Origin of the sequence: Flavobacterium gelatinilyticum (assembly GCF_027111295.1) — a bacterium.
Lineage (GTDB): Bacteria > Bacteroidota > Bacteroidia > Flavobacteriales > Flavobacteriaceae > Flavobacterium > Flavobacterium gelatinilyticum.
The window spans coordinates 4,153,739-4,167,518 of sequence record NZ_CP114287.1 but is presented as its reverse complement, the minus strand read 5'-3'; the positions used below and the strand labels follow the sequence as shown (position 1 = coordinate 4,167,518).

At 30.5% G+C, this 13,780-nt stretch carries 12 protein-coding genes; all 12 read right to left on the bottom strand.

Annotated elements, in window-relative coordinates; genetic code table 11:
- Positions 1–10: 10 nt before the first annotated feature.
- The 12 genes from OZP11_RS17830 to OZP11_RS17775 are packed head-to-tail and all read right to left on the bottom strand — an operon-like array spanning position 11 to position 13,779.
- Entirely contained in the window at positions 11–1,543 is a 1,533-nt protein-coding gene (locus OZP11_RS17830) for a lipopolysaccharide biosynthesis protein (RefSeq protein WP_281231868.1), read from the bottom strand.
- Positions 1,544–1,603: 60 nt separating this feature from the next.
- On the bottom strand, positions 1,604–2,875 hold the full coding sequence (locus OZP11_RS17825; protein WP_281231867.1) for a hypothetical protein: 1,272 nt from the start codon (positions 2,873–2,875) through the stop codon (positions 1,604–1,606).
- Complete coding sequence (pseI, locus tag OZP11_RS17820; RefSeq protein ID WP_281231866.1) at positions 2,872–3,909, bottom strand: pseudaminic acid synthase; 1,038 nt, start codon at positions 3,907–3,909, stop codon at positions 2,872–2,874. The genes OZP11_RS17825 and pseI overlap by 4 nt, the downstream gene beginning before the upstream one ends.
- Positions 3,906–4,772: a methionyl-tRNA formyltransferase gene (locus OZP11_RS17815; protein WP_281231865.1), complete on the bottom strand. Its 867-nt coding sequence runs from the start codon at positions 4,770–4,772 to the stop codon at positions 3,906–3,908. Before OZP11_RS17815 ends, pseI begins: the two co-directional genes overlap by 4 nt.
- Positions 4,769–5,326: a GNAT family N-acetyltransferase gene (locus OZP11_RS17810; RefSeq protein ID WP_281231864.1), complete on the bottom strand. Its 558-nt coding sequence runs from the start codon at positions 5,324–5,326 to the stop codon at positions 4,769–4,771. Before OZP11_RS17810 ends, OZP11_RS17815 begins: the two co-directional genes overlap by 4 nt.
- The gene (gene pseF, locus OZP11_RS17805) at positions 5,301–5,993 is read right to left on the bottom strand and encodes a pseudaminic acid cytidylyltransferase (protein WP_281231863.1); all 693 of its coding nucleotides are present in this window, start codon (positions 5,991–5,993) and stop codon (positions 5,301–5,303) included. The genes OZP11_RS17810 and pseF overlap by 26 nt, the downstream gene beginning before the upstream one ends.
- A complete protein-coding gene (gene pseC, locus OZP11_RS17800; RefSeq protein WP_281231862.1) occupies positions 5,986–7,140 on the bottom strand; it encodes a UDP-4-amino-4,6-dideoxy-N-acetyl-beta-L-altrosamine transaminase in 1,155 nt (384 codons plus the stop codon). Before pseC ends, pseF begins: the two co-directional genes overlap by 8 nt.
- Positions 7,140–8,150, bottom strand: coding sequence for a UDP-N-acetylglucosamine 4,6-dehydratase (inverting) (gene pseB, locus OZP11_RS17795; protein ID WP_281231861.1), 1,011 nt, complete (start codon positions 8,148–8,150; stop codon positions 7,140–7,142). Before pseB ends, pseC begins: the two co-directional genes overlap by 1 nt.
- A gap of 35 nt (positions 8,151–8,185) precedes the next feature.
- Entirely contained in the window at positions 8,186–9,244 is a 1,059-nt protein-coding gene (locus OZP11_RS17790; RefSeq protein ID WP_281231860.1) for a GumC domain-containing protein, read from the bottom strand.
- A 7-nt stretch (positions 9,245–9,251) separates the two neighbouring features.
- Positions 9,252–11,672, bottom strand: coding sequence for an SLBB domain-containing protein (locus OZP11_RS17785; RefSeq protein ID WP_281231859.1), 2,421 nt, complete (start codon positions 11,670–11,672; stop codon positions 9,252–9,254).
- Positions 11,673–11,713: 41 nt separating this feature from the next.
- Complete coding sequence (gene rfbB / locus OZP11_RS17780; RefSeq protein ID WP_281231858.1) at positions 11,714–12,760, bottom strand: dTDP-glucose 4,6-dehydratase; 1,047 nt, start codon at positions 12,758–12,760, stop codon at positions 11,714–11,716.
- Between the two features lie 11 nt (positions 12,761–12,771).
- On the bottom strand, positions 12,772–13,779 hold the full coding sequence (locus tag OZP11_RS17775; protein WP_281231857.1) for a mannose-1-phosphate guanylyltransferase: 1,008 nt from the start codon (positions 13,777–13,779) through the stop codon (positions 12,772–12,774).
- Position 13,780: the final 1 nt, after the last annotated feature.

The window sequence follows — 13,780 nt, the reverse complement described above, 5'->3', positions numbered from 1 at the left end:
TTAAAACAAGTTACTTTCTAAATAATTTTACAGTTTTATTAATTTGTTTTCGCCAATCTTGTGATGTAAAATACTGTATTCCAAAAGAAACAAGCATTAATAAACTAATAGTACATATTACTATAAATAAATTTTCTTTTGATTTTTCTCGAGGTAAATAATACCTTACAAATAATGATGAAAAGATTAGAAAAATCATGGGCAAAAGCAATGGAAGTAAAATTTTACTTAAAGAATCTAAAATTTTTAAGTTGAGGTAATCAATCATTATTTTATATAATGTTAAACCTGAAAGTACAAAAGCTACAAATTTAAAAATAGCAAAAGATTTTATTCCTAAAGTATCAATTGTAAATACGATCCCAATCCAAAATACAAAAGGTAATAAAGTGTTAACAAAGTAAAGCATCTTTTGCCTTTCTTTGGCTAATAACATAAAACTAGTGGGATAAGTAATAAAAGCCAATATATTACAAAAAACTAAAAATTGTACAATTGTAATTGATGACGTATAATTTGGTCCCACCCACGACTTTATAATTGGTTCCGCTAAAATTGCGAAAGTAATAATAGGAAAAGCCACAATTGGTGCTATTATAACAACTATTTGCAAATAAAATGATTTTAATGTTGACTCGTTACCACTTCCTATAAAATGATTAAACCTTACATTGAATGGAGAAAAAAGAATACCTAAAATACTTCTAAAAAAGGAAAGTACCGTTAAGCCAATTGCATAAATTGCAACTTGCTCAGCTCCTAATAAATGACCAATAACCGCTAAATCAAGCTCATAATACAATATCCACGAGACAGTCATGAATAAACTAGTAAAAGCCAAGCTTTTTGTTTTATTAAATATATTTTTATTGAATTTTAATGACTTGATTAGTGCTAAAAAATCATAGTTATATCGTTTTTTAGCAATAAATAAAGTAATTAATGCAGATATAAAATTTACAAATTGTACAAACAAGAAGTAACCCACTATGTCATAGTTGTCACTTTTAAAGAACCACAAAACAGAAATTATTTTAAATATACTTCCAACAATATTAGTTCTTTGAATAATGAAGTCTTCCATTCTAACAGCAAATATCATTTGTAGCAATCGCTGCAATAACGTTGTAGGTGTAAAAAGAGCTAATATTAAAAATAATGAAGACGCAATATCTCTTTCATTTGAAGCACCAATTCCCTTTACAAGTAGTTCAGGTTGTTGACTCAAAACTAGAAAAAAAATTGAAAATAAGAATAAGAAAATCAACAAAACAAAATTTGTAAATCCAATTACTTTAATTTCTTCGATTTTATCACCTTTGGCAAAATATTCGGCCGCATATTTTTGTCCAGCTCCCATAAATCCGAGATCAGCATATGCTAAAAAAATAGAAAAAGAAATACAAACTGAATAGATTCCATAGAGCATTGGCTGAGAAGAAAGATAGGGGACAACGATAAACATTGAAAGAAGATTTAAAACTAAAGAGACAATTTGCCATAAGTAAATTTTAAGATAATTCTTTGTGTAAGATTTTTGCATTATGAATTAAGAATATAATAAAAACAAATTGAGATTATAAGTTTGTTTACAGACAAACTGTTAATTATTACTTAAAATTTTAGTGATTCTTATTTCATCATCAGGATTAACCTCTAAAAAATTATTCAATTTTTCAAAATCAATATTATCATTTGGATTTTTAATATTGTAAATCATCTCTTCTAAATCATTAGACAATTTAATAAACGACTCACCGGTAAAAGGTTCTACCAATGGCATTCCTCCTAAAGTTTTTCCATCTTCAACTGGGTCAAATAAAATATAGTTTGTATTTTTTTTTATAGAGTCAAGTAACATTGTAGAGGTAGGCCCTATAACTAATGATGCTTTAGCAAGGGATTCTTCTTTTGATAAATTATCTATATCATAAAATTCATCAATCCAATTTTCACTGTAAAAACTAGGATCTTCTGAGGGATGCAGTCTTAAAGTTGCTTTTTCGACTCCCATTTTTTTCAAATTATTTTTTACTAACTCTATATAATATAAAACTGTCGATCTATCATTGGATAGTATCAATTCCGAAGATGAACTCGGAACACCACAGGTAGCTTTAGTTAAAACCAGAACATTTGTTAGATTAGATTTAAGATTTGTTTTCTTAAATTCAGAATAAACAGGATGTTTTGACGTTAATATCTTTTTTTCATCTACTCCGTTCTTAACATAAAGATCTTTAAACCCCTTACCCCATACAATTAAATATTCCCCTCTATTGTCATCAATACTATTATATCTCGCTGGCATTCCATGAAGATAAACTATGCTTGGAATATTAATCATTTTAGCTATTTTAATTGATAAATTTTCAAAAAAAGCTAAATCATTGGGAAAAACTAGGGCATTTACTTTATACTTATTAAGTAAAAACGAAAATTCATCTTGAAAATTATCTATTAATATTTTGAACTCAGGAGAAAATAAAACTTTAATACTTTTCCTTTGAATTTTGTCATTAATCCTTCTAATTATTAGTATTAACTTCCAAGAACAAAATGCGTTCTGAGAAAAAATCCATGGCGGTGATACAACTATACTATTTTCTACACATAGGTCGACATATGAACTACTTATGATTATTTTCTTTTTATCATACTTTTTAAAAGAAATATTTTTCAAGTAGAGAAACCAAAAAAAATAATTTTTAACTATTTTTTTAATTTTTTTTTTAAAGGTAATCTTATTCGAAAGGTGATGATCACTATAATCAAATAAAATTCCGTTAACATTATTCAATAAAAGATCATAGAGTTCGTAATCCAGATGTTTGGTAATACTATTGTAATAATAATTTTTTAACTGCTTACTCATTTTATCCACGTTAAATCGAATCTTTCTCCTTTTTCAATATCTGTATTTATCTTTTTTCCCAAAATTTCATTATAAAATTTAGGGTGCAGCCCAAAACCGGGTCTAATTGAACGAACATTTTTCTCTGTTAAAATTTCTCCTGCTTTAATATCTTCCACTATGTATAAAGATCTAGAAAAATCTTTCCCTTTTATTTGTTTTTCTGTTAAAGAATAATCAACAACACCTATTGCGCTTTCTGCTTCACGAACAGCTTTAACCATTGCAGTAAATTCCTGTTCATTCATTGAAAAAGAAGCATCAGGTCCGCCAATAGAACGATCCAATATAAAATGTTTCTCTATAATTTTTGCTCCAAAAACTGTAGCTACAATTGGAACCGTTGCACCCATAGTATGATCAGACAGTCCACTGATTACGTTGTAACGTTCTGCCAAATCTTTGACCATACACATATTGGCTTCCTCAATTGGAGCTGGATAACTTGAAGTACATTTTAACAATGCAATATCATTATTCCCCATTCTTCTGCATGCATCTATTGCTAATTCTATATCTGCTTCTTCCGCAATTCCAGTTGATATAATAATTGGTTTACCTTTAGAAGCAGTATATTCAATTAAGGGAATATCTGTTATTTCAAAAGAAGCTATTTTATAAGCAGAAACATCAAGATTTTCTAAAAAATCAACTGCTGTCTTATCGAAAGGTGAAGAAAAACAAATTAAACCTTCTTCTTTGGCGACTTTAAATAATTCCGCATGCCATTCCCAAGGAGTATAAGCTTCTTGATATAATTGATAATAATTTTTCCCTTCCCAAATAGTACCTTTAATTAAAAAATCGTCTTTATCACAATCAATAGTAAGAGTATCTGCAGTATAAGTCTGTAATTTTATACAATTTGCTCCAGCTCTTTTTGCTGCCTTTATAGTTTCAATAGCTACTTCAATACTTCCATTATGATTCGCTGAAAGTTCAGCAATAATAAAAACAGGACTTACATTATTTATTTCAAATGAGTCAATTTTCATATATCTTCAAATTTATTATTTACTATGATATTATTTATCGAATTTCTAAACTTTGTAATCTTGACCAATCCATTTGGCGTTTTAATTCTAACGGGATTATTTGTAACGATTGTACCGTTAGGAACATTATAATCAAAACCATGATCATCCAATTCGACCCAATCAATTATCACCTTATTATGTAAATTAAACGTAAAAGCTCCAGGATATGGAAATGATTGCGCTCTAACCCAATTATAAATTCTTTCACGATGCCATGACCAATCGATCAACCCATCATCAGGAGTTCTTTTTCCAAAATATGTGGCCTTTGAATTGTCCTGAGGATATTTAATTAATTCACCTTCCTTAATTTTATTCAATACTTTTACTACCAATGGAAAATAATGAGCCTCAAATTTTTTTAAAATTGTTGCTCCGGTATCTGTCGAATCAATGTCTATTTTAACTTGCTCAAGAACATCTCCTGTATCGCAACCCGAATCAATTATATGTGCAGTAATTCCTGTAGCAATTTCATTATTAATTATTGACCAAACATGTGGAGTTCTTCCTCTATATTTAGGGAGCAAAGATCCATGGATGTTAAATGCTAAAATTTTAGGAATATCGATAATACTTTGTTCAATTAAAAAAAGATAATTTATTGAAATTAGAATATCACATGATTTTGTGGATAAAAAATTATCTGAATTCCCATTTCTTGGATTTCCTACAAAACAAGGTATATTATTTCCTGTACAAAAATCACAAATTAAATCAGAACCTTTATCTGTCATAACAAATAATAGTTCGTATGAACTATATATTTGTTGCAAGATGCTATATCCCAAACCGCCAGAAGCTAGTAATCCTATTTTCACTTTCTGTTAATTTTTGAATGAATAACAACATCTATGAAATTATCCTGAAATTTACAATGCTCTTTTAAAACTGCTTCTTTAACAAAACCAATAGCTTCGGCTGCCACATATAAATGCGGCCTTAAATCAAAGGCATAAATAAAAATTTTATGAAAATTTAATTCTATAAAAGCCAATTGTTCAATCAGCTCCAAATATAGTACCCAATAATCATGAAAATAGTTGTTTTCTAATTCAGTGTCAATAATAAAAGAAATTTCCGCATTGCTATCAATCCAATTAATATGAACTAATCCTCCATAACCAATTAATTTCCCTTTCTTTAAGAAAGAAAAAAGAAGTTGGTTTGGTTTTTCTTGGTCGAAAAGTTTACCTACAACATTTTTAAAATAATGCTCTTGACTCTCAATTGTAAGAGGCTTATCCTGACGCAAATGATAAATTTGTTCATTACGCCATTTCATTATGTCTAAACGATCTTCATAACGAATCGGTACAATTGAAAAATCTCCTTTAGAATATATTTGTTTATTTAATACTTTGTAACAATTCATATTTTAATTCTGCTAATTTCCAATCCACTTCATTGTCAACATCTTGCCCTTCCAATTCAGAAATAACTATACTTCCACTATTTTCAGTTAAAATCTTTTTTTCTGGCAAGCATTTATCAACCTGCATCCAATAAAATTGTCCTGCATCATGATAACTTTTTTCTAAATCCTGTGATCTTGACAAACTGAACTCTGGATAGAAAAATTTAATCTTATCATCTTCAAATTTTAAACTTCTTTGAATAGGAAATCCAAATTGCATAACAGGAAATACACTATCATAATTATTTTTTTCTAACACTTCTAAACTTTCAGCAAGTTTAATTGAAGTTGCAAACGGGGCGCAAGCGTAAAGACAACAAACTACATCGTAATTTTGGCCTAAATCTTTATACTTTAGAAGAACTTCTTCAATTACATCAAAAGTTGTTGCAAAATCATTTGCTGTTTTTTCTGTTCTGAAAAATGGCACATTTGCTCCGAATTTTGTTGCTATTTCAGCAATCTCTTCATCATCAGTAGAGACCATTATCTCATCAAATAATTTAGAATTAATTGCGGCCTCAATTGAATAAGCAATTATTGGCTTACCCAAAAATAATTTGATATTTTTTCTCGGAATTCGCTTACTTCCTCCTCTTGCAGGAATTATACAAAGATTAGACATTTAAAAATTCAAGTGTTTTCTTTATAACAAAATCTTGTTCCTCAGTGCTCAAAGTTGGATACATTGGTAAGCTAATACATTTTGAATAATAATCTTCTGATTTACTCAAATCTGTATCAATATTATATCCTATCTCTTTATAATAAGGTAACTGATGAACAGGAATATAATGTATTTGAGCATATATCTTATTTTTATGCAAATAATCATATAATCCTTTCCTATCATCAACTTCAATTACGAAAAGATGGTGTGCGTTTAAAAAATGTTCTGGTAAGGCTTGAAATTTCAATTTTCCTAAAAAAGCTTTTTTATAACGTTCAGAAATTTCATTTCTAATAATAACTCCTTTTTCATTTCTAGCTAATTGAGATATTCCTAAAGCAGCCTGAAAATCTGTCATTCTGTAATTGAAACCTAGAGTTTGCATTTCATAGAACCAACCGCCTTGATTTTCTGACATATTTTCTTTTGTTATTCCATGAGAACGTAATAACAAAAGTTTTTTATAGACTTCTTCTGAATTAGTCGTAATCATCCCTCCTTCACCACATGCAATATGCTTTACTGGATGAAATGAAAAAACTGCGGCATCAGCATATACTCCATTTCCACAAAATTGCTTTTGCTTTTTTGAATCAATAAAATATCCTCCTGGTGCATGACAGGCATCCTCTAAAATCCATAAATTATGTTCATCTGCTAATTTCCTAAAATCTTCTAAGTTCACTGGTAATCCACCAAAATCTACAGGAATAATTCCTTTAAAAAAACCTTTAGGTTTGCTTTCTATTAATTCTCTTGTTTTTTCTAGAGATAACAAATAAGTATCTCTATCAATATCTGCGAACCAAACTTCTGCGCCTACAAATCGTGCGCAATTAGCTGAAGCAGCAAAAGTAATTGGAGTGGAAATCACTCGATCTCCTTCTTTTAAACCAAGAACCATAACAGCAATATGAAGTCCAGCAGTAGCGTTATTCACAGCTACAGCATATTTCGCATCAACAGATTTTGCAAATTTTTCCTCAAACTCTTTTATTTTAGGTCCCTGAGTTAAAAAATCTGATTTTAAAGTCTCAATTACAACTTTAATATCTTCATCCGTTATTTCTTGTCTTCCGTAAGGTATAATTTTATTTTCCATTACACTTCAAAGTTTGCATCAACATGTTCTTTTATTAAACTTCTCAAACTATCAATAGTCTCCCATTCATCATTTGATCCAGAATTATAATAAAAACCTTCATCAACTTTTTTTGCTTTAAAATGATTTAAATAATTATCAAGCTTAAAGTTAGGAATAGATGGTAAAATTGTATAGTATTTTCCTAGGTCATATGTGTAAAAAGAATCAGATGCAGTAATCATTTCCTCATGTATCTTTTCACCTGGTCTAATACCAACTATTTCAATTGGACAATCAGGAGCTACTGCCTCTGCCACGTCCGTAATTTTATATGAAGGAATCTTAGGTATGAAAATTTCACCTCCCCAAGCATGTTCCATTGCATGCATAACCATATCAACTCCTCCTTGAAGAGAAATATTAAAACGTGTCATAGCAATATCTGTGATTGGCAATTTTCCTTCTTTCTTTTTATTAATAAAAAATGGAATTACAGAACCATTAGATCCCATTACATTACCATATCTCACTACTGAAAATTTAATTGGGTTAACACCTTTTATATTATTTGCAGCAACAAATAATTTATCTGAGGTTAATTTTGTCGCTCCATATAAATTAATAGGAGCACAAGCCTTGTCTGTAGATAATGCTACCACATTCTGAACATTTGTTTGCAATGCAGCGTGTATTACATTTTGTGCTCCTCCAATATTAGTCTTAATACATTCGTCTGGATTATATTCTGCTAAGTGCACATGTTTCATCGCTGCTGCATGGATAACATAATCTACATTCTGAAATGCTCGAATTAATCTTTGTTCATCTCTAACATCTCCAAGAAAAAATCTTATTTGAGGATATTGATTCAACGGATATTCCTGCGCCATTTGAAATTGCTTTTGCTCATCACGAGAAAAAATTATTACTTTTTTTACAGAAGGATATACTTCAAAAATATGTTTTGTTAACGCTTTACCTAGAGATCCAGTTCCTCCAGTTATTAATATTGTTTTATTATTTAACATAATTGCTCTTATTGATGTTTATTATAAATTTTAAACTAATTGTTTAAAATACGTTTAACGATTAAAAAGATAATACTAAGAAAACCAAATAAAAAACCCCCAAAAATTATCCCCTTTAACTTACCAAATTTTTCATTTTCTAATGGCAAAATTGGTCTATCAATAATTTGAATCAAAGGAGTTTCTCTTCTTAAGGTAACCTTAGCAAGTTCGGTTTGTTTCACTAATTCAGTTAATATAGCAGTATTAGCCTGAACGTCAACTTGTCTTCTTGCAGACGGTGTTCGTCGCACATTTAAGGCAGGATTCAAATTAAAAGTATTATCGTTAGCAACGGCAACACCAGTAATAGCGCCATTTAGCTCTCCTCTAATAGAATCCGTTTGCCGCTCAAGTATAGCCATGTTCATTCTTGCTTTCTTACTTTTTGTGCTAATGTAAAAATCTGAAACCTGTTCTGCTAGTGCTTCACAAAAATATTTTGCAAACAGTTCGTCTGTAGAAGAAACCTCAATATTAATAATTGACATTTTTTTATCCTTTAAACCAACTAAAAGACCCGATTTTGATAAACTCCCATACATTACACCAAGTACACTATCCTGAATACGCGTAAAGTTGTTTCGATTAGAATTAGGATAAAAATTTAACAAACGTAACTTTGGGTTTTCATTCCACTTCTCTCGCCATTTATTATTCTGAATATACATTTCAGCCAATGAAATAACCTTTCCGTTTAATTTTACCGGAGTTAACAAGGTTTTTTCTACCATTGCACGTGATTTAAAAAGCTCTGTTAAATTAGCTCCTGTAAACATTCCTCCTCCATTTCCTCCCAAATCAAGTCCAAGTGAACTTGCTAACCCTAAAGCATTTCCTAGCCCCCCAGATTTTTCATCTTCTAAAGCAAAAGATAATGTAGCAGTATATGTAGTTTTTTTCACACTAGAATAACCAATTCCTAAAAGCGCACCTAAAAAAACAGCAATAATTATAAGTTTCCATTTTAAAAGCAAATACAAATACCAATCCTTACCTTTATCTATAAGTTCTTTTAACGATACTTCGTCAATTTCTGTCGTTCGATGTTCCATTATTTTTTTATCTAAAAGCAGTTATTATTAATAATGATAAACTGGTTAATACACTTCCTATACTTACCCATTCTCCTGTACTCATCTTCCTTGTCTCAGGTTTTTCTGGAACTATTATTTGAGAATCAGGTTCAACCGAAGGATACGATCTAAAGAATAAAAATGATTTTGTAACATCAGCTTTTCCATTAGGATATATTATATAAGCTTTTTTTTTCCATCCCTTACTATCAACACCTCCAACAGAATTAATATAATATTTAAAGTTTTTCCCTTTTCTATATGGAATTTCAGAGGTTAACAAAACGTTACCAGAAACTTTTACTCCCTCATTATAAGTAGCTATTATAATTTCATCTCCAGGAAATAAACTTACGTTCGAATAATGATTTTTGTTTTTTACGATTTTTTCCCAATTTACCGGTATTGTGGAAAACATCAAATCGTTCTCCAATTTTTTAACTAACTTATCATTTAATGTATCTGTTTTTGATAAATTTAAATCTATACTTTTTATTTTATCTATTTGATCTTGCTTTATAGGTCTCTGAATTTTCATTCCTTCTATATTAGCTACAGAGGTCAATCCTCCCGCTCTCATTACTACATTGTAGACTGTCTCTCTTTTATTCTCTAAAACATACTTGCCCGGATAGGTAACTGCTCCACTAACTGTAATCATTTGGGGTTTTTCGTAAACAGCTATTCTTCTAATATTAATCACATCAAAAGGATTTAAAACAAAATTCTTTGCCTGTTCATTACTATCCGATGAAATTTCGAACTGAAGCAATTCAATACGTTTTGGATTTGAATCGTCAATAACATCAGATTTTACCATCCTTGCAATTTCAACTCGTTTTGATGCTGAACCAGTAAGACCTCCAACCTGAACAATTAAATCGTTTAAAGTAAGATTTTCAAAATAATCATACACTCCAGGATTTTTGACCTCTCCATCAATTGTAACTTTATATTCCTCTCTAAAATCTAAAATAGAATATACTGTCACAATATCTTCCCTTTTTAATTCAAGGTCAGAATTTATGTCTCCTGCTAATGCCGCTTCTAAATCAACATTCACAATCTCCGTTGTTAAATCGGTTTTTAAACGAATAATTCTAGCCCTCTTACTGTATGCATCTTCTTTCAAGCCTTCTGCTCTAGCAACAAGGTCTGAAATTCGCATTCCATCTGTAAAAGAATAATAATCAGGTCTGAAAACAGCTCCTTCGATCTTAATACGATTTTCAAAACGGTTTAATATTTTTGTAATTCTAAAAACATCTCCTGACTGTGGCTGATAAGTACTATATTGATCCTCATTTATATCCTGTACTTTAAATTCTTTACCTGTCTTTTGCACTACATTTACAGATGCTGTATAGGCAAACTCATTAAAACCTGAAGAAAAGTTTAACAAATCAGAAAAGCTCTCACCTTTTTTCATTTCAAAAATTCCAGGTCTTTTTACCTGTCCCTGAACAGTAACTCTTTGAGAATATGCTGGAATTCTAATCACATCATTTTCCTTCAGACTTACATTATCAGACTGATCTCCCTTTACCAGAAATCTATAAATGTCGATATTTTTGTAAACTTTATTATTTCTAATTAATTCAATATTTCTGTAGCTTCCATTTTTCCCAGGGCCTCCAGCTAAATGCAATGCATTATATACAGTAGCTAAAGAAGAAATGGAATAATTACCCGGTTGTTTTCCTCCAACAATTGTAACTTTAATAGTTCGTATTTGACTAAGACTAACACTTACCTGCGACTGTCCAGAGCGAACAGTGCTGTAAACTCTTGCAATAGCTCCTTTAATTTTTTGTGTTGCTGCTTCAACGGTCATTCCAGAAACTGCTATTTGCCCCACATATTGAATAGAAATTTTTCCTTCAACACTAACCGGCAAATTAGCATTAAATTCCTGAACGCCATAAATACTAACTTGCAACTCATCACCTGGTCCTAATAAATAATTCACAGGGGTAGCTAACTTTAAATCCGGTTCAAAATTCAAAGTGGGATTATCAAAAAGTTCCGATCCAAAAATCAATGCATTAGCAGAATCTTTTACTTTCTCATTTCTAATCTCTTCTTGTTTCCTTCCAGATTCAATTTTATTCTCTTGAATTTTAGGTTTATTTCCTCCTCCTGCGCTTTTTTGCGAATATTCATTGAGTCTGGCTTTTAACTTGTCATATTCTATCTGGCTCATCCCCTTTGAGAGAGCCATGGCTTCAACCTGTTCGATAGTAGTGTTATTACTTTTAAGCTGTGCACTTATTTTTGCCAAATCATCATCAGATAAATAATCTACTTTCACTACACTTAAATCTTTTGATTTAAGTATGTCTTGTGCCTTTACAGAATATGAAAACAAAGTAATAAACAGAACAAGGATGTATGTTATTTTTTTCATTTAAATTTAATATCAAAAAATTATATTTTCTTAAATTGTATTTATGAATATTGTTTTTTATAGTAATCTTTATAAGAACCTGAAGTTACATTCTGCAACCATTCTTCATTTTCAAGATACCAATTAATTGTTTTTTCTAAACCTTCTTCAAAAGTTACAGAGGGTTTCCATCCCAGCTCTTTGTTAATCTTAGAAGCATCAATTGCATATCTTAAATCATGACCCGGCCTGTCTTTTACGTATGTAATTAAACCTTCTGAAGTCCCTTTTTCTCTTCCTAGTTTTTCGTCCATTATTTTGCATAGAAGTTTTACAAGATCTATGTTTTTCCACTCATTAAACCCACCAATGTTATAGGTTTCATGATTTTTTCCTTCATGAAAAACCAAATCGATTGCGCTTGCATGATCTTCTACAAAAAGCCAGTCACGAGTATAATTACCATCTCCATATACAGGCAATGGCTTATTGTTAATGATGTTATTGATAAAAAGAGGAATCAGTTTTTCAGGAAAATGATAAGAGCCATAATTATTAGAGCAATTAGTTAAAACATAAGGAAGTCCATAAGTTTCACCATAAGCTCTTACAAAATGATCAGAACTAGCTTTAGACGCTGAATATGGTGAATTAGGATCATAAGCTGTTGTTTCTGTAAAAAGTCCATCAAAACCTAAAGAGCCATAAACTTCATCTGTGCTGATATGATAAAATCTCTTTCCTTCATAATTTTCCTTCCATTGATTTTTGGCTGCGTTCAATAAATTCATTGTTCCAATAACATTTGTTTTTACAAATGCAAGCGGGTCTTCAATAGATCGGTCGACATGAGATTCTGCAGCTAAATGCAATACCCCATCAAATTTATGAGTTGCAAAAAGTTCATTTATGAATTGTTCTTCTACAATATCTCCTTTGACAAAAGTATAATTAGATCTATCCTCGATGTCTTTTATATTTTCTAAATTTCCAGCATATGTCAATGCATCCAAATTAAAAATTTGGTAATCAGGATATTTATTAACAAAACGTCTTACTACGTGAGAACCTATAAAACCGGCACCGCCAGTTATAAGAATTTTTTTCATTTAGATTTTTATTAATTTAATAAAACTGAATTTTGCTTCTCTAATTCGTTATATATATCTTTTACATCCTGCGAATTTTCTTTTTGCAAAATTAAATTGGCCGAATCGGTGTGAACAAATATTGTATTTTTCAGGCCTAGGAATGTTGTATGGTTTTCGCACCCAATGACCATATTTCCGTTCCCGTCTATAGGATGCCCCTTTGTAACCAAATATTCATAAACAGATTCAAAAGAACCTAAATCTGACCATGAAAAAGTGGCCTGAACAACCTTAATTTTTTTACTGCGCTCCATTACAGCGTAATCAATGCTTATTGACGGAATTTCTAATGACAAATCTAAATCAAGAAAACCATCTTTATTTACATCCCAAACTGCTTTTGATTTTTCATAGACATCAGGCTGAAATTGTTTTAATTCATCCAATAAGACTCCTGCTTTGAAACAGAACATACCACTATTCCATAAAAAATTACCTCTTGCTATAAATTCTTTGGCGGTAGTTTCATTTGGTTTTTCGCGAAATGATAATACTTTATCACCTTTTGATTCGATATAACCATAACCAGTCTCCGGCTTGGTAGGAATGATCCCAAAAGTTACAATAAAACCTTCTTTAGCTTTAGATACTGCTTCTTGTATTGCATTATTGTAATCCTGCATTTTATCAATAATATGATCAGAAGGTGTTACAATTAATATATCATCAGGATTTGATGCAAAAGCAGCAAAAGCAATAGCAGCTGCCGTATTTCGCGGAGTGGCTTCAACTATATTTGTATAAGCAGTTTGTGTTTTGTCCATCACTTTACCGCTTAAATGATGATTATCCACATTTCCAACCACCATTACTCTATCTGCTAAATGACTATTTCTTTCAACAGTCATTTCAAATAAGGATTTATTTTCAAAAATCTCTAAATATTGTTTAGGTTGGCTTTTACGAGAAAGAGGCCATAATCTGCTTCCAACTCCACCTGTTAAAATTACATGTATAATTGTATTATTATTATCCATT